This window comes from Streptomyces sp. NPDC029041 (assembly GCF_040637515.1).
Lineage (GTDB): Bacteria > Actinomycetota > Actinomycetes > Streptomycetales > Streptomycetaceae > Streptomyces.
Window position 1 is genome coordinate 1 of sequence record NZ_JBEZWO010000022.1, and the last position, 16,732, is coordinate 16,732.

The window sequence follows — 16,732 nt, forward strand, 5'->3', positions numbered from 1 at the left end:
ATCATGTGCGCCGGATCCAGCCACGCACCACCATCGGCATCAGCATTCAGAGGATATTCGAAGTAGAACCGCATGACCGGACAGTATCAAGCAACCTGATACAGGGCAACGGTTCGTCGTAGAGAAAAACACCTCTGCTTGTGGCAGCCAGAAAGAGGACCACACGCGCGTCGTGAACACACTGACGCTCCGTCGGCGCAGGTTCATCGGATCGATGGTGGCTGCCATAAAAGCCTCCCCCACTCGAAGGAGACCGGCGCCGTCGCATGCGAATTAGCGCCTCAGTGACGCCCGCGCTCACGCCGCCACCAGTAACTCATCGGCTTACCGGGCCGCTCGCGACCGCGCCGCCCTCAAACGGCCGCCGCAAGGGCCCGGTGCACGGACGGCTACTCTTGCACGCCTTGCCAGGAACCGACGATCTGAAGAGCGGTCCTGGTGGCAGTCGCGTCCGCCTCGGGCGCGAAGTCGGCCGTCAGCACCAGTGCCGTGCGCGCCAGATGCCGGGCCAACTGCTTGGCTGCGGCCGCCGGTTGTCTCGCGATGATCGCCTCGGCGATCATGTCGTGCTCGGCGTTCACGGATGCCCATACCCGAGGTCGCGAGGACAGCACGGAGACGCGCCGGTACCGTTCGGCGCGATCCGCGAGGCTCGCGATCAACTGCACCTGCGACGGGCTCGTGAGCGCAACGATCCGGCGATGAAACTCGGCATGGACGACATCCCAGGCCGGCAGGTCGTCGTTCTCGACGGCCTCGGCGAGCCGGGCCACGTTGTCCGCCAAGGCCTCGTGGTCCGTACTCGTCATGCGTTGGGTCGTCAGAGCGACCGCCACGGATTCCAGCATCACCCGGCTGCTGTAGACGGCGTCCAGGTCCTGGACATCGAGCGGTGGGACGCGCGCACGGCGGTTCCGCTCGGTGATCAGCAGCCCCTCCGCCTCCAACAACCGAATGGCCTCCCGGACGGGCGTGGTACTGACGCCCAGCTGACGGGCGATCGCCACCTGCGACAGTACCGAGCCGGGGGGAAGTGCGCCATTGAGCACCATCATGCGGAGCCGGTCCCCGACGTCCGACGTCGCCGCCCTGTCGGTGGCCCCTTTCGACGCCGGCCCCCCGGACGCCACGTCACGATGCGCGGTCCGCTCGGCCGCGTCACCGACTCCGCCCTCTGCCGCACTCATTCAACCCGTCCCGTCACGTCGTTTCGCCGCCCCGTGGTGGAGGCACCTGTCGGCACCCGCCGCTGCTCACGACGAGGGAGCGAGAGGCAGGCGATCGATGAACACCTGCAGACTGCTGATGACATGCGCATCGTGCCGGATGACCGCCATGGTGGGCATGACCTCGACCCGGCCGTCCGGGAAGGTGAACCGCGCTTCGAACTGGATCATCACGTGGCCGTGGGCGTCCCAGACGTGGCGGAAGGTGTGCTGCATCGCGTACCTGTCGTGCCCGGCGCGCAGGGCCTTGAGCACCGCGGCCTTGCCATGAACAGAGGGAAGCGCGCCGAAGGTCAGTGTCACGTCGTCGGCGAAGTGCTTGCCGTAGCCCTCAAGATCGGCAGCGTCAACCAAGGCGTAGTGGTCGACGAGCCAGCCAGGGACCTCCGGGCGAAGGGTGAGGGACTCGGCGACATCGGGGGTGAAGACCATGGATTCTCCCAGTGTGCAGGGCTCCGACTCGACTGCTCTGCCGCGCTCTTGGCATTTCCGCAGCATCGAAGCTCCCCAACAAGTCTATAGAACCCAGTCTCGCATGACATCAACTTTTTGGCCATGCATGCTTGTTTGTGGTGCTGCGCCTTGTGCGTCCCACCGGACTCTATAGACTCTATGCCTCGAGAGACTGTACGTGTCGACCCCATGGCGGGTGGGTCGACAAGGCGCTCCGCAGAAAGGGGCTCAGACGGTGAACCCGGTGAAGCAGTCATGAAGGCGCTGGTCATCCGATCCTTCGGCGGGCCGGAGGTACTCGAGTACCGCGACTGGCCGGACCCGGAGGTCGGACCGCATGACGTGCTGATCGCCGTACGGGCGGTCAGCGTCGGCCGGACGCTCGACGTCGAGGTTCGCCAGCGGGGTGCCGACTTCGCGGTCACCCTGCCTCGTGTGCTGGGCTCCGACCCGGCCGGCGTGGTGGCGGCAGTCGGCAGCGAGGTCACGGCCTTCTCGGTCGGCGACCGAGTCGCCGCCACCAGCACGCTTTTCTGCGGCAAGTGCGAGATGTGTCTCGCCGGCCAAACCAACGCGTGCGACCATCACCGGGTGCTCGGTGTGCACACCGACGGTGGCGCAGCGCAGTTGTGTGCCGTCCCTGAGACCAGTGTCGTGGGCATCCCGGACCATATCGGTTTCGATCAGGCCGCAGCGATGGCCGTGAACTACCCGATGGCATGGAACCTGCTCACCCAGGCGGGCCGACTGCGCCCCGGCGACACCGTCCTGGTGATGGCTGCCGGAGGCGGACTCGGCATCGCCGGCATCCACATCGCGTCGGCACTGGGCGCCCGCGTCATCGCCGCGGCCGGCTCGCCCCGGAAACTGCAGCTGTGCCGGGAGCTGTTGCCCGTGTCCGAGACCGTCGACTACTCCCGTCCCGGTTGGGCCGACGAGGTCGTCGCGCATACCCGCGACGGCCGCGGCGTCGACATCGTCTTCGAGAACATCTCCTCACCCGAGTTGTTCGGCGACGCCCTGGGCACGCTCCGACCCTACGGCCGACTCGTCACTTGTGGCGCGCACGGGGGCGGCGTGGTCGGACTCGACATCCGGCTGCTGTATCGACGCCACCTCTCGATCCTCGGCGATCGGGGCGCGACCGCGCAGATGACTCGGGACGTGTGGCAGGCGGTCTCCGACCGACGCATCGAACCGGCTGCCGTGCTCCACCGCTACCCGCTCTCCCAGGCCGCGGCGGCTCACGCCGCGGCAGTGAGCAGGGACACTTTCGGTCGGGTGATCCTGGAGGTCGAGCAGTAAGCCGACGTCAGGCCACGGCAGTGTGCAGACGGCGCGGCTCGGATACCGCCGTTTCGGCGCCATCGATCAGATGTCAGTCCCGTCGCGCGAGCCTGACCGCGTCGAGGGGCGAGGCAGGCTGAGAACGACAGATGACGACCTTGTGCAGCGCTGCCAACGAACGACGGGGTAGTGCCAGCCAACCGAGCGACGCCCTTGACAGGAACGTACAGGCGCCCTCTTCTCGGAAGTCCGGCCGACAGTTCTTCCAGGACTCACCCAGCTCGGTGGCCTCGTGTCCGTGGCCGACCGTCACTGCCGGCGTGCAACCGACGATGAATCATCACGCCTGGGCCGCGGTGCTTGAGTCAGCGATGCCCTGGTCGAGCACGTGCCTCGTTGAACTTCACGCCGAACTGCACCCGGTGGCCGGGCAGCTGCTTGTCGTACCGCTTCCGCCGGACGTACGTCTTCGGGCCTTTTACCCCCCGAAGTACGGCCAGGACATTGCCACTTTCCCGGTGACCTCTTCTACGTGGCGGATGACGGCCAGGCGCCGCTTGAACTCACGGTCAAGCGGCGGGGTGGTGGAGGGGCGGCATCCGGATCTCCGCAGCGATCGGAGACCCAGGTGTCAACGGTGTACGTCGGTTTCAGTGGCCGAAACGAAGCCTCCGGACGTGCCGATGGGTGATCAGGCAGACAGCGAGTCCGAGGAAGGCCTCATGAATGTCGTCGCGTCCTTCCCACCGGATCCACAGGCGCCGGAAGCCGTGCCGCCGGCCAGCGACACTGCGAGCGGGATGCCCTGGCCGTCGGTGACGATGTGGTGCTTGCTGCCCGGCCGTGCGCGGTCGACCGGCTGGGCCCGTTCTTGGGCCCCTGCGGGCGGCCCGGACGTGGGAGGAGTCGATCACCGCCCGCGAACAGTCCAGCCGGTTCTTCAACCGCACCTTGTTCAGCAGGAGCTGGTGCAGCTGGTCCCAGACGCCTGCCTCGTTCCAGGCCGCGAGGCGTCGCCAGCAGGTCATTCCTGACCCGAAGCCGAGCTTTTGGGGCAGGTACTCCCACTGGATGCCGGTGTGCAGCACGAACATGATCCCGCACAAGGCCTGTCGGTCGGGCACCCGCGGCCGTCCCTCGACCAGCTTCGGCGGCGGCTCGGGGAGCAACGGCTCGATCGGTGACCACAGTTCGTCCGGCACGATCCAACAGAAGCGGTTTGATCACGTGACTATCGGCTTGATCGCTCGTTAGCCAGTTGGACCGACACCAGCAGATCGCGCATGGTGCCCAGGCCAACGAGTGCGTGCCCCAGGTCCACGGGCGAACTCAACCGACGGCGCTCACATGTTCGCGCTCGATCCGGTTGCGCAAGGTCCCGATGCCCTCGACCTCGGCCGCCATCTCGTCTCCGGGCTGCAGGTAACGGGAGTTCTTGTCACCCGCGCCCACCCCTGCCGGTGTCCCGGTCGCGATGACGTCACCCGGGAGAAGTTCCACGACGCGGCTGAGGAACGCGATCTGCGCCTTGAGATCGAAGATCATCTCGGCCGTGGAGGAGTTCTGCTTGACCACGTCATTGACGCGAAGGGTCATTCTCAGGGCGCCAGGGTCCGCGCAGAACTGCGACGGCACCAGCCACGGTCCCATCGGGCACGTCGTTGCCCACCCCTTCTGGCTGAACCAGTCGAAGGTCATAGGGGGCTCGGGTGCTGGCTCGCGCTTGAACCGGTCGCGTGCGGACACGTCGTTGATCACGGTGTAGCCCGCCACACAGTCCAGCGCGCTCTCCTCGGACATGTTGCGCGCCGGCGTACCGATGATCGCGGCGAGCTCGACCTCCCAGTCCAGCCGATCGATACCGTTGGGCAGTACGACCGCGCTGTCCGGGCCCACGACGGTCGAGGTCGGCTTCAGGAAGAAGAAGGGTCCCTGGACCGGAGGCGTGATCGGGGCGTCACGAGGGAGCCCACGCATCTCGCGGGCATGGTCGGCGTAGTTCGCGCCGGCCATGTAGAGGTTGCGGGGCTCCGGAAGCGGCGCCGCGAACCGCACTTCCGCCACCGGGACACCCCGTCCCAGACGTCCGCTGGAGATCGCACTCTCGATCTGCTCCGTCCAGCCCTGCCAGTCGTCCAGCACGGCCCTCATCGAGGGGCCGCCCGGAAGTTCGTACACGGTGTCGTCGTGGACGATCACCGACACCGGATCGCCTTCCGACTCGATACTGGCCAGCACATAGCGAGGGGTGGTCATGGGGCGCCTCCGTTGAACATGATTGCGGGCTTGGTGCATGGAGTGGGGATCGGGCATGCTGCTCCGGATGCCCGTGAGTCCGACAGTCGCCGAGGAGCACGTGGCGGCGAGACGCGCGTGACGGATCCCGGCGCGGTGACGCGCCCGCAGACCCAGCCGTTCACCCCTCGGCGCTTTCAAGCTCGGCGGAGTCCTCGAGGTACTGGACCAGCACCTCGTCCTTCGCGTCCTCGGCGGTCCCTGTCCACACCACACGACCCTGGCGAAGGATCACAGCCGAGTCCCCCAGCTCCAGGGCGCGGTGCACGAACTGCTCGATGAGAACGACGGTCGTGCCGTCGTTGCGACTCTTGTCCAGGACGTCGAAGACGAGGTCGACCATCTTCGGGCTGAGGCCCAGTGACAACTCGTCGGCTATGAGGAGCTGCGGACGCACGGCCAGCGAGCGACCGAGAGCGAGCATCTGCTGCTCGCCGCCCGACATCGACCCCGCCAGCTGGGTGCGCCGTTCCGCCAACCGCGGAAAGAGGTCGAAGCAGTAAGCGATCGCTTCCTGCCGGTCGGCCTTGGTCGGCAACCAGCGAACCCCCATCCGGAGGTTGTCGATGACGGAGAGGTCCCAGAAGACACCCCGTTCCTCGGGCAGATAGGCCAGACCACGACGCCGTCGCACATGGGCAGGGAGCTTGGTGATGTCCTGTCCGGCGTAGTGAATGGAGCCGGCCGATGCCGGGACTACCCCCGAGATCGCTCGCGCCAGCGAGCTCTTCCCCGCACCGTTGGCACCCAGCAGAGCGACGAAGCCGCCCTGCTCCACCTCGATAGAAATGTCGTCGAGCGCCGTCGCCACACCGTAGCGAACGCCCAGCCCCGCTACCCGCAGCAGGGGCGATTGCGAGACGGTCATCAGAACGCACCCCCCTCAGCCGCTTCGGCGTGCCCGAAGTACGCGGCGTGAACAGCTTCACTGTGGCGAATCTCCTCCGGTGGTCCGGCGGCGATCCCGACTCCGAAGTCCAGGACATGGATCCGTTGGCACAGGTCCAGGACCATGCCGACGTTGTGCTCGACGAGCAGCAGCCCGATGTCGCGCTCCCCGGACAACATCGTGAGCATCCGCGAGAACTGCGCCGTCTCCGTCGGGTCCAGGCCCGAGCTGGGTTCATCCAGCAAGATGGCCTTGGGCGCCATGACGATCGCACGCGCCATCTCGACGCGTCGCGCGTGGCCGAGGGGCAGTCCGGCCGCCCGTGCGTGCTCCACCGACTTCAGGCCGACCAGCGTGATGGCCTCGCTGACCGCCCGCTCCTCCTCAGCGCCGGCTGCTCGGCTACGAGCGGGCAGCAAGAGGTCACGCCACAACCTCGAACGCGCATGGCGCATCCGGTAGGCCAGGGTGATGTTCTCCCGGACCGTCAGCGACACGAACATCTCCGGACGCTGGAACGTGCGGCCGATACCCAGGCGGGCGCGCGTCTGGACCGACGAGTCGGTGATGTCGGCGCCCTCCAGGAGGATCTGACCGGCATCGGGCCGCACGAGCCCGGAAATCACGTTGAACAAGGTGGATTTGCCGGCGCCGTTGGGTCCTACCAGCCCGACGATGCTTCCCCGCGGCACGGAGATGCTGATGTCGGACAGGGCGACCAGGCCACCGAATCGTACGGTGACGTTCTGCGCACTGATCAGATCCTGACGACCCGACCCATTGTCCGGCGTACTGTGAGGGATCGCCGTAACGCTGTCGCCGTCGGATGCGGCGGACTTCTCTCGATCGGTCACGGTCACCTGCTCGCCTCCTTGGCCGGAATGCGTACGTCCGGATCGACGACGCCACTCACCACAGGCTCGTGACGCTCAACCTTCGATGCGATCCGTCGCCCGAGGTCTCGGAGCTGCCTGGCGTTCTGCACTATGACGCCCTCGGGGTTGCGCGCCACGAGGACGGCCGCGACTCCGAAGAGCACCGTCGGGATCTGCACCACGGACGGCGGGAAGTAGATCGCGAAGACCGCGGGCATGATCGCGAATGTGACACCGCCCACCGCGGCGGCGACGAGTGACCTCAGCCCCAGGCTGACGATCACAGCCACCCAGGTCAGTCCGATGGTCGTGACGAACTGCACGGGATTCGCCACGCCCTCGCCCAGGGCGATCATCCCGCCGGAGATGCCGGCGACGAAGGCTCCGGACCCCATCGCCAAGGCCTTCATGGTGACGACGCTGATGCCGAGCGAGAGTGAGCCCACCTCGCTCGAGCGGACGGCTCCGAGCGCCAGTCCGGCCGTGGAGCGGCGGAGGTTGCGCACCAGCAGTGCGAGTCCCACGAACACCAGGAGCGCGAGATAGAGAAACGCCCTGTCGTCGAGCAGGAAGCCCGGCCTCGGCGCGACCACGCCCGCCTGGTAGTTGGAGAACACGTTCTGGGTGAAGACGAGGTTGTCGACGAGGACACCGAACATCAAGGTGACCAACACGATGTACAGGTCACCGAGGCGTGCCGTCACCAGGGCCAGGACGATGCCGATGGGGACAGCGATGATCCCGCCGCACAGGACTGCCAGGAGGATCGGCCAGTGGTAGTTGGTGGCCAGTTGAGCGGTGGTCACGGCGCCGACACCGGCCAGCGTGATCTGTGAGAGCGAGAGGATTCCGCCCTCGCCGGTGACCACGGTGTAGGAGAGGAGTGCGGTGGACAGGGCGAGGCCGGCTGCGATCAGGCCGATCCAGTACGGATCGAGCACGAGGGAACAGACGACGACGAGCGCGACGACGGCCCACAGCCCGCGGGTGTCCAACGGTACGAAGGCCAGAGGCTTGCGCAGGGCCGCGCTCCGGGTGGACGTAGTGGATGACGCCTCCGATCCGCGTGCGTTCTGGGGCTCGCCGTCCCCTGCTACCGGCATCTGTGCGTTGGCGGGCAGTTCCTGGACGGCGATGGCCCGGTCGAACGGCCCGCCCATCGTGCCCGACTCCCGGGCCTGCCCCCGGCTCATGTGGTAGATCAGTGCGACCAGCGCGACCGCGAACGGAATGCTGTCGGCCGTCGCCGTCGCCCACAGACCGTCGGAGGGGAGATACGCCTGCACGACACTGGCGATCACACCCAGCAGGATGCCGACCGCGGCGGCGATGCCGATGGACTGGAGTCGAGCGGCGACGACCGCCGCGAACGCCGCGGCCATCAGCAGGGTGAACCCGGATGCCGCCGGGCCGATGACGGGCGCAACCAGCACTCCGCTGACACCCGCGAGGACGGTGGTGACCACCCACACCCCGATCGACGTCATCCTCGGGTTCGTTCCGGACGCGCTCGTGAGGGCCTCGGAACTGACGATCGCCCGCAGCACCAGGCCCGAGTCGGTGAAGCGGAGCAGGGCCCAACCACCGACCGTGATGACCAGCACGGCGCCGAGCACGATCGCCTGGTTGAGCGTGACGGCCGCGCCGAACACCTTGTAGACCGCGACGGGAGTCGGTGCCAGGCCCGGCGCCAGTCCGACGGGTTCGTCACCGAACAGCACGGCCGCCAGCGCGGTGAGCGCCACCGACAGTCCGATCGTGCAGGCGATCTTGACGATGGTCTGGCACCGCTGGAGGATCCGGAACACGACCGCCCACAGGAACAGTCCCAGCAGCGGGCTGACGACCGCCAGACAGAGCACCGCCGACGGGACGATGCCCCAGCCGTGCACGACGTGGAGGTAGTAGTAGAGCCGGGCGATGAAGTACGCCTCGGCACCGTACGCGAAGTTCAGGATCCCCGACGACCTGTAAGTGATCACGCTGGTCGACGCGGCAATCGCGTAGATTCCGCCGGTCACCAAGCCGGCAATGATGTACTCAATCATTGTTCACACGTCATCCGTTGATCGTTTCCGCCGAGTCTTCAAGTCAGGTGAGAGGACATCGGATCCACGACCCACTGCTGTGCCCACTGCGTGGATCCGATGCCGGGCGCGCTAGTCGCCGGACGATGACACGCACACGGGCTTGTCGGACAGCATCCGGTACTGCCCCTTCTCGACCTTGAGCGCGTATCCGCAGTTTCCGGTCGACACCAGCTCGTAGGTTCCCTGCTTGTCGACGGCCAGGTCGACCGGCCCGGCGTTCAGGCCACCCGCGGTGTAGTCCTTGGTCGCGTGCAGCTTGTCCAGCATGTTGGCGCGCGTCAGGTCCTTGCCGGCGGCGAGCAGGCCCGTGATCGTCGCATCGGCTCCGACCCACCCGGTGTAGGCCGCCAGACCAGGCGTGCCGATCGAGGGCGCGTACTTCTTGATCGCTGCGGCGAAGGTCTTGGTCGCCGGGGTGTTGAGGAGCACCGGAGCCCAGGGGAAGGTGGTGACCTGACCCTCCAGCGCCGCTCGGTTGTTGGCGTCGGAGAGAAACGCCGGGTTGTAACCCGCGGGGCTGAAGTTGACGGTCTTCACGCCCTGAGCCTTGAGCGCAGCGAAGAGCTTGGGATAGTCGGCGAGGGTCGCGGACACACCATCGGCGCCGGAGCGTTGGATGGAGACGGCGACCGAACTGAGCGCGGTAGCGGGCACCGTCTGCGATTCATTGACGTACACCACCTTGATGCCCAGAGCCTTGGCGGCTTTCGCAATGGCCTTCTCGGTCGCGATACCGGGCCCCTGACCCGCGGCGGCAACCGTCGCGAGCTTGGTGACGCCCGCTTCCTTCAGCACCTTGGCGTGGTAGGCGGCCGGCGCGTCGACCTTCTCGGCTCCGTTGGCGGCGATCATGTTGGTCGTCGAGCGCTCGGCCCACTCATAACCGTCACACGGGAACCCGGTGACCACGGGGACCTTCTGCTGGGCCAGGTAAGGGGCCGCGCTGGAGAACACGCAGCTGCCCTGGATGACGCTGAAGACACGGTCGCGGGTGACCAGGGTCTTGACGCCGGTCAGGACGTTGGTCGGTGAGGACTGGGTGTCCTGGACCTTGAGCACGATCTTTCGCCCGTTGATGCCACCCTTGGCGTTCTGGAGGTCGACGCGTGCCTGGGCGGCTTTGACACCGTCTCCGTTCAGGGCAGCGAGCGGACCCGAGTTGTCGCCGATGTATCCCACCGTGATGGTCTTCTCCGCCACCCCCGGGTCACCGCCGGCCGCGCTCGACCCGTTCGGCGCGCAGGCCGCGAGGGTGAACAGCGTGCCTACCGCCGTAACACCGGCGACGGCTCGAAACCGGGGTCTACGTTGTATGGCAACAAGGTTGATAGACATCATTGTCTCTCCAACGGGTAGCGCTTGCTAAGGAAGCCTTGGACGAACCGGCCCGGCGGGCCCCGAGATCCCGGCACTCAAGATCATGTTCGCGCTTGCCGGATACCACTCGTGAATGTCAGGGATCAGAAAACCTGGCGAGGGCATACCAATCAGAATGCACCTCTGGCCCGATCGCCAGGCAGGTGGTCGGATCGACCGCGAAACCGCCATCCCGAGAGGGAACGGCTTCACATCGCAGTCGGCCTCTCGGCACGATCGCCATCACGTGTCCGCCAGGATCGCGGATCGCAACCGATGGCGAAACTCTATGGACTTTGGGTTGGGGGGTCAATAGTGCGTGCGGAACCTTTGGTTATCCAGACCGGACCCGATACCGCGGAAAGGATGACGCCGACAGGGATCATTCTGTGGGAGCACTGAACGCGGCGCGCAGTGCTTCCGCGGTGCACACGATGACGTCCAGGGCGTCGGGAAAGGATCCGGGAAGGTGGAAGAATCCGTGGACTTGGCCGGCGTAATGGCTGACCGCCACCTGCACGCCGTCGCTTTCCAGACGGGCAACATAGTCGAAGCCCTCCTGACGCAGTATGTCGTGCTCCGCGAGAACGACGAGCGCCGGAGCCACTCCTCTTAGCGACCGGGCCCGTAACGGAGAAGCGTACGGCTGGTACCGGTGTCCCACTTCCGGTACGTAGGACTCCCAGATGTGCTGGATCAGTTCCGCGGTCGTTCGACCGAAGTCAACAACGCCGGCGAAGCGTCGATAGCGTTTCGCGAAGGCGGCGTAGCTCGGCGACTCGGGACGATAGTCGAGCACTGGGTAGATCAGAATGTGCAGTGCCAGGGCGACATCATGATCGCGTGCCCTGAGAGCCGTGGCCGCCGCCAGGTTGCCGCCGGCGCTGTCGCCTCCGACCGCCACGTTGTCGAACCTTGCTGTCGCCCAGTTCAGAGCCGTCCAGCAGTCATCCAGGCCCGCCGGGTAGGGATGCTCGGGTGCGAGACGGTAGTTCACGGACAGCACCGAACAACCCGCACGGTTGACGAGTGCACGCATAGCCGTGTCGTAGACGTCGGCGTCGCCGGCCATCCAGCCTCCGCCGTGCATCCACACCAGGACATCACGCGACGTGTCGTCCGCGTGATACAACCGCGCCGTGAAGTGATCGATGTCGATCTCCTCGACCGCGTGGACCGGTTCCGGAGGACCGGCGAGTTCCTTTGCCTCCGCTCGCATCAGGAGCCGCGCGGTTCGAGGATCATCCTGTTCGGGCTCGATGCCGTCACCACGGTACTGACGAGTCCATTCGAAATAACGTGTCGCCTGGCTGTTCGGCAGCGGCTCCCCCGGTGCGGGAATTCCGCGCATGTGAAGCCCCTTCGATCGAAATTCCGTCAGGGGGTGCGTTCGACGCGCGAAAAGGGAATCCGTGCCTGCGCGAGATACACGTAGTTTCCGACAGCCACGTGCTGGGAGGCGGCGTTGATGTCGCGGAAGAGCCGTTCGGCCTCGTTGGGCACGTACAGTGCCTGCGCACCGGAGTACCGGAACAGTGCTGCGCAGATGTCGGCGGCGACTTCGGTGACGAGGCAGGCGCTGGTCTGCGCCGTCGTCGCGACCACCGCCGGGTCCAGCTGGGCGCCGGATTCGAGGTCGCCGAGGATGCCGTCGTGCAGGGTCGCCACCCATGTCCCTGCCGCGGCCAGGCGAGCGCCGAGCCGGCCGATCTCGCCGAGTACGTCGTCGCGGCTCGACAGGTTCGGGTGGCCCGTCTCCGGATGGGTCGCCTTCTGCAACAGGGCCAGCGCGCGACGGCCCAGTCCGTAGGCGATTCCGGCATGCTCGTATGTCACGCCCGACAGCCGCGGCATCGCGAAGAGCGCACCACCTCGCTTGCGGCTCGTGGGGTCGTCCGGGCGGCGCACGAAGGTGCGGCGGTGCGGGACGAAGTAGTCCTCCAGCCTGAAGTCACAGCTGCCGGTACCACGCAGCCCGACCACGTGCCAGGTGTCCTCGATGGTCACGTCGGCGGTGGGAACCGCGAAGCTGACGACTTCGCGTTCCGGGGTGGCGGCGACCGCGTTGACCTGGAGCCAGTCGGAGTGTCGGATTCCGCTGGCGAACCGCCAGCGGCCGCTGATGCGGTGGCCGCCGTCGACCGGAGTCGCCGTTCCGGTCGGGGCGGCGACGCCGGCGGCCTTCGGCACGGTCGAACCGCCGAAAACCTCGGCGCATCCCTCATCGCTCAGGTATGCGCCCAGCAACGCGGCACCGGTATTGCCGACCATGGTGCACCACGCTGCCGACGAGCTGATCTCGGCCAGCGCCGCGAGCACATGGAACTCCACCGAGGGGAGCGCTTCGAAGCCGCCGAGCTCCCGGGGGACCTTCAGGGAAAACAGCTCGGACTTCGCGAGAGCCGCCACCGCCTCCGCCGGCAGCGTCCGCTCCAGCTCTCCGTCCTGGACACAACCTTCGAGGACCAGGCGCACCTGGCTCACCCGCTCGAGGAGCTCGCCGAGCGACACTTCACGGCTCTGCTGCGTCTTCAACTTCCTCATCCCGATCTCACTGTCGTAGCTCACTGGCCGTTGGCACTCTCAGCGGTGTTGACCGCCCGGGGCAGTCCGAGCAACGCGGCCGCAGTGTGATCGAGAACGGCGGACTTCTCCGCCTCGCTCAGGAAGGGCGCCGACCGGACGTAGGACACGGCTCCCTCGGAGGTGATCGTGGGGCGTCCGAAGTCGCTTCCCAGCACGAGGCGCGAGGCCCCGAACCGGTCCGCAGCCGCTTCGAGTACGCCGGGCTCTTCGAGAATGCTGGTGTCGTAGTAAAGCTTTCTGAGGTGCACGCCCACCCCACCGAGAGCCTCGGCGATCTCGGGATTGCTCTGGCGCAGCCCGTGCTCGTACCGCTCCAGCAGCTGCGGCAACGCCCCGCCGGTCATTGCCGCGATGATGCGCACATTCGGGTAACGGGTGGTGTGACCGGCGATGACAAGCCTGGCGAGGGTCACCGCCAGTTCGGCCGGGGCGCCGAAATCCGGCGCGAGATGGTATTCCTGGCTCCCGATGAGCACCTGGTCCTCCGTGCCCGGGTGGAGGAACACCACGGCGTGACGGCGGTCGAGTTCGGCCCAGACCTCGTCGAAATGCGGGTCGTCAATGGGCCGTCCGTCGGCGGAGCAACCGAGGTTGATACCCGTGCAGTGCAGCACGTCGAGGCAGCGCGCGAGCTCTGCGAGGGATTCTTCGACATGCGGCAGAGGAAGACACGCGAACAAACCGAAACGATCGGGGTGCCGCTGCACCAGGGAATTGTGCATGTCGTTGGTCAGGTGCGCGGCTTTGGCAGCGGTGACCGCTTCGGAGAAATACGGCTGATACGCGCCGATGCTCAGCATCTGCATGTCGACGCCCGCCGCGTCCATGTCCGCAAGCCGCGCCACCACGTGCTCATGGTCTGGAATGACACCGACGAGTGGTCGGATCTGGGAACGGAGAATCCGGTAGGCCGTAATCTTCTCGAACGCCCCGAGATCCTCCATCGCTCGGAGGTAGTCGGGAGTCCGATAGTGGGTATGGACGTCGATCCGCACGACTACTGGCTCCTTAGATTGGCCTTGCGTGTCTTATGGACGATGGAACCGGCACAAGAATGGTGGGCTCCGGCACATCAGGATGGTGTGAGTGCGCGCTCAGTACATCGCAAGCCCGGACGGGCGTTCCAGACCGAGGCGGGTCCGCCCCCAGTGCTGGAAGTTCTGCTCGGGACTGAGACTGACGTGGCTCGCCGCCAGGTGCAGGTCCCGCCACACCCGCTGGATCGACTGGTCGACGGCAAAGCCGCTGGAACCGCTCATCCCCATGAGCAGGTCGACGGAGGCCAGAACCAGTTGCGCGGCGCGGGAGTAGTCGCGGGTGCACCGGGCGCGCAGTTCGAGGCTGATCTCCGCGCCGGATCCGGAGAGTTCCAGTGCGCGCCGGATCAGCAGCTCCGCCGCATCGAGATTCGAGGCCGCCTGCGCCAGCTTGAACTGCCCGCCTGCGAAATCCGCCACCCGGCCGCCCTGCGCGGACGCGCGCCGCGCCGTCGAGTTCAGGTACCGGTCCAGCGCGCCCTGGGCGGCCCCGAGTATGGGCGCCGCGAAGGTGGCCGGCGCATAGGTCACCCACGGGGTGCGGTAGTACGACGGCGCATGGAGCTCGCCGCCCGGCGCCTTGCCCTCGCGGATGTCGGACAGCTTCAGCGCACGAGCCGTGGGGACGAAAGTGTCCTCCACGACGATCGTGTCGCTGCCGGTCCCCCGCATGCCGACGGTGTCCCAGGTCTGTTCGACCGTGTAGTCGGAGGCGGGGACCAGGAAGAAGGTGTGCTCCGGCGGGTGCGTGCCGGGGAGCATCCCGGCGACGATGGACCAGTCGGCGTGGTTGACGCCGCTCGCCCAGGCGGTCCGGCCGGACAGCCGGTAACCGCCGTCGGCCTCGGTCACCGCGATCACGGGTGCGATGGCGGTGGCGATGGCCACGTCCGGGCCGTTCGCCCACACTTCCTTCTGTGCCGCCTCGGGAAACTGGGCGACGTAGTGCGGGTGGTGGACGAGCAGGCTCGCGCACCAGCCGTGCGAGGCGTCGACGGCCGAGATCTCCCGCACGAGGTCCAGCCAGGTGGTCAGGGGCAGTTCGTATCCGCCGAACCTGCGGGGGGCCAGCACCCGAGCCAGGCCGGCATCGATCATCGCCCTCGCCGAACTCGCGGGAAGCCTGCGATCGGCTTCCGCCTGGTCGACGTTGCTGCTCAGCGTCGGCAGGATCGCACGGACCTGCTTGAGGACGTCGTCCGCGGCGGCCGCGGTCGGCGGCACTGCTGTGGTTGTCATTGTTGGCTCTTCCGTGAGGGGCTCACCGACAAAAGCAAAGCTGAGATACTAGTATCTGTCAGAACCAGGCGTGCGGCAACCCATGCCAGACCACCGGGGCGTCCGCGTCTGCTCCCAGTTCGCGGTAGCGGCCGCCGTGGAAAATCAGCGGCTCTCCCTGCTGCTCGTCGGCGAACTCCATCACCTCGCCGACGTAGAGCAGATGGTCGCCCGCCGGGTGTATCGCCACGATGCGGGCCGCGATGCGAGTGATCGCGTCGGCCACGACCGGAACACCGGCGAGTTCGACGAAGTCGGCGGGCGGCTCGGCCGCACGGCGACCCGCGAAGTGGTCGGAGGCCAGCCTGTGCTCGCGGGAGAGCACGCTCACTCCATAGGTCCCGCTGCGTTGGAGCAGCGCCCGGATGCGGGCCTCCTCGCGCACGGAGACCAGCACCAGGCGCGGACTGAGCGACACCGACATGAAGCCGTTGGCGGTCATGCCGTGCACCTCACCGTCGACCGCCACCGACACGATCGTGACCCCGGTCGCGAACCGGCCCATCGCGTTGCGGAACTTCCGGTCTGCGTCCACTCCGCTCCCAGGCATCTCGTTCCACCTACCTTCCACTGCGGTATTGTTCTAGTATCTCAGTTGTTCCTACCCTTCACCAAGCAAACCGTCAAGCTGTTCGCCCCACCTCCGACCACAGTGGACACCCCCAATGACTCTCCTGCAGCCCTCCACTCCCCGCGTCTCGAAGGCCGACCTGGTCTTCGAGGAACTGCGTCGACAACTGCTCGCCGGAGAGCGGAAGGCCGGCGAAGTCCTGTCCACCTACACCCTGGCCGAGGAATTCGGGGTCAGCAGGCGCCCCGTGATGGACGCCGTGGCCCGCCTCCAGGGTGCCGGCTTCCTCGAGGTCGTCAGCCAGGTCGGCTGCCGGGTCATCGTCCCCAGCGTCCGAGACGTCCACAACCACATCGACATCATGATCGCCCTCAACGCCTTCGCCGCGAAGGTGGCCGCCGAACGGATCACGCCCGCCGGCCTGGACCGGCTGCAGGACATCTGCGATGAACTTGACACGCACGTCGCCAACGCCGACCTTCAAGCGTTCGACCGCGTGAACGTCACCTTCCACCGTGCCGTCGTCGCGGCGGCCGAGAACCCGCGTCTTGAGGTGCTGACGGAACAGGCCTGGGACCTCGCCGTCTTCTTCCGCTACCCGCGGCCGCTGGACATGCTTCCCCAGCTGCAGCAAGAGCACCGGGACATCCTGGCCGCCATCCGGACCGGTGACGGGGAGGCGGCCTATCGATTCGCCGAGTGCCACCAGACGCACTCCAAGGAATGGGCCGGCGACCCGGACAAGGAACGCTGATGCGCCGATGGTGTCGGTTGTACGCATCCGGGCGT

The 16,732-nt window shown here is 66.9% G+C and carries 14 protein-coding genes and 1 pseudogene; 2 read left to right on the forward strand and 13 right to left on the reverse strand.

The features are described from left to right. Positions 1–389: 389 nt before the first annotated feature. Positions 390–1,187 (reverse strand): GntR family transcriptional regulator, encoded by a 798-nt coding sequence (locus AB0F04_RS35600; protein ID WP_362049832.1) that lies wholly within the window; start codon positions 1,185–1,187, stop codon positions 390–392. A gap of 66 nt (positions 1,188–1,253) precedes the next feature. Next, positions 1,254–1,658, reverse strand: coding sequence for a nuclear transport factor 2 family protein (locus AB0F04_RS35605; RefSeq protein WP_362049835.1), 405 nt, complete (start codon positions 1,656–1,658; stop codon positions 1,254–1,256). Between the two features lie 276 nt (positions 1,659–1,934). Here AB0F04_RS35605 and AB0F04_RS35610 point away from each other — a divergent pair, with 276 nt between their 5' ends. Beyond that, the gene (locus AB0F04_RS35610) at positions 1,935–2,984 is read left to right on the forward strand and encodes an alcohol dehydrogenase catalytic domain-containing protein (RefSeq protein ID WP_362049838.1); all 1,050 of its coding nucleotides are present in this window, start codon (positions 1,935–1,937) and stop codon (positions 2,982–2,984) included. 772 nt (positions 2,985–3,756) lie between these two features. Here the strand turns inward: AB0F04_RS35610 and AB0F04_RS35615 are convergent. The 11 genes and pseudogenes from AB0F04_RS35615 to AB0F04_RS35665 all read right to left on the reverse strand — a co-directional run. Further along, positions 3,757–4,171, reverse strand: a pseudogene (locus AB0F04_RS35615) (IS5 family transposase); the annotation flags it as partial. 124 nt (positions 4,172–4,295) lie between these two features. Beyond that, positions 4,296–5,222 carry a fumarylacetoacetate hydrolase family protein gene (locus AB0F04_RS35620; protein WP_362049841.1) on the reverse strand — a complete coding sequence of 309 codons (927 nt, stop codon included), beginning with the start codon at positions 5,220–5,222 and terminating at the stop codon, positions 4,296–4,298. 160 nt (positions 5,223–5,382) lie between these two features. Continuing rightward, complete coding sequence (locus tag AB0F04_RS35625) at positions 5,383–6,129, reverse strand: ABC transporter ATP-binding protein (RefSeq protein WP_362049844.1); 747 nt, start codon at positions 6,127–6,129, stop codon at positions 5,383–5,385. Then, a complete protein-coding gene (locus AB0F04_RS35630) occupies positions 6,129–7,010 on the reverse strand; it encodes an ABC transporter ATP-binding protein (RefSeq protein WP_362049847.1) in 882 nt (293 codons plus the stop codon). Before AB0F04_RS35630 ends, AB0F04_RS35625 begins: the two co-directional genes overlap by 1 nt. Further along, a complete protein-coding gene (locus AB0F04_RS35635) occupies positions 7,007–9,049 on the reverse strand; it encodes an ABC transporter permease (protein WP_362049850.1) in 2,043 nt (680 codons plus the stop codon). The genes AB0F04_RS35630 and AB0F04_RS35635 overlap by 4 nt, the downstream gene beginning before the upstream one ends. Before the next feature lie 135 nt (positions 9,050–9,184). Continuing rightward, positions 9,185–10,315: an ABC transporter substrate-binding protein gene (locus AB0F04_RS35640; protein WP_362049853.1), complete on the reverse strand. Its 1,131-nt coding sequence runs from the start codon at positions 10,313–10,315 to the stop codon at positions 9,185–9,187. 538 nt (positions 10,316–10,853) lie between these two features. Then, on the reverse strand, positions 10,854–11,822 hold the full coding sequence (locus AB0F04_RS35645; RefSeq protein ID WP_362049855.1) for an alpha/beta hydrolase: 969 nt from the start codon (positions 11,820–11,822) through the stop codon (positions 10,854–10,856). Positions 11,823–11,848: 26 nt separating this feature from the next. Further along, positions 11,849–13,015, reverse strand: coding sequence for a hypothetical protein (locus AB0F04_RS35650; protein ID WP_362049858.1), 1,167 nt, complete (start codon positions 13,013–13,015; stop codon positions 11,849–11,851). A 20-nt stretch (positions 13,016–13,035) separates the two neighbouring features. Then, positions 13,036–14,052, reverse strand: coding sequence for an amidohydrolase family protein (locus AB0F04_RS35655; RefSeq protein ID WP_362049861.1), 1,017 nt, complete (start codon positions 14,050–14,052; stop codon positions 13,036–13,038). A 99-nt stretch (positions 14,053–14,151) separates the two neighbouring features. Further along, the gene (locus AB0F04_RS35660; protein ID WP_362049864.1) at positions 14,152–15,333 is read right to left on the reverse strand and encodes an acyl-CoA dehydrogenase family protein; all 1,182 of its coding nucleotides are present in this window, start codon (positions 15,331–15,333) and stop codon (positions 14,152–14,154) included. Between the two features lie 58 nt (positions 15,334–15,391). After that, the gene (locus AB0F04_RS35665; RefSeq protein WP_362049867.1) at positions 15,392–15,907 is read right to left on the reverse strand and encodes a flavin reductase family protein; all 516 of its coding nucleotides are present in this window, start codon (positions 15,905–15,907) and stop codon (positions 15,392–15,394) included. 130 nt (positions 15,908–16,037) lie between these two features. Between AB0F04_RS35665 and AB0F04_RS35670 the strand changes: the two genes are divergently transcribed. Further along, positions 16,038–16,697 carry a GntR family transcriptional regulator gene (locus tag AB0F04_RS35670; RefSeq protein WP_362049870.1) on the forward strand — a complete coding sequence of 220 codons (660 nt, stop codon included), beginning with the start codon at positions 16,038–16,040 and terminating at the stop codon, positions 16,695–16,697. Positions 16,698–16,732: the final 35 nt, after the last annotated feature.

Coding starts and splice junctions, on each gene's coding strand:
- AB0F04_RS35600 (WP_362049832.1), bottom strand. CDS start 1,187: ATGAGTGCGGCAGAGGGCGGAGTCGGTGACGCGGCCGAGCGGACCGCG.
- AB0F04_RS35605 (WP_362049835.1), bottom strand. CDS start 1,658: ATGGTCTTCACCCCCGATGTCGCCGAGTCCCTCACCCTTCGCCCGGAG.
- AB0F04_RS35610 (WP_362049838.1), top strand. CDS start 1,935: ATGAAGGCGCTGGTCATCCGATCCTTCGGCGGGCCGGAGGTACTCGAG.
- AB0F04_RS35620 (WP_362049841.1), bottom strand. CDS start 5,222: ATGACCACCCCTCGCTATGTGCTGGCCAGTATCGAGTCGGAAGGCGAT.
- AB0F04_RS35625 (WP_362049844.1), bottom strand. CDS start 6,129: ATGACCGTCTCGCAATCGCCCCTGCTGCGGGTAGCGGGGCTGGGCGTT.
- AB0F04_RS35645 (WP_362049855.1), bottom strand. CDS start 11,822: ATGCGCGGAATTCCCGCACCGGGGGAGCCGCTGCCGAACAGCCAGGCG.
- AB0F04_RS35650 (WP_362049858.1), bottom strand. CDS start 13,015: ATGAGGAAGTTGAAGACGCAGCAGAGCCGTGAAGTGTCGCTCGGCGAG.
- AB0F04_RS35660 (WP_362049864.1), bottom strand. CDS start 15,333: ATGACAACCACAGCAGTGCCGCCGACCGCGGCCGCCGCGGACGACGTC.
- AB0F04_RS35670 (WP_362049870.1), top strand. CDS start 16,038: ATGACTCTCCTGCAGCCCTCCACTCCCCGCGTCTCGAAGGCCGACCTG.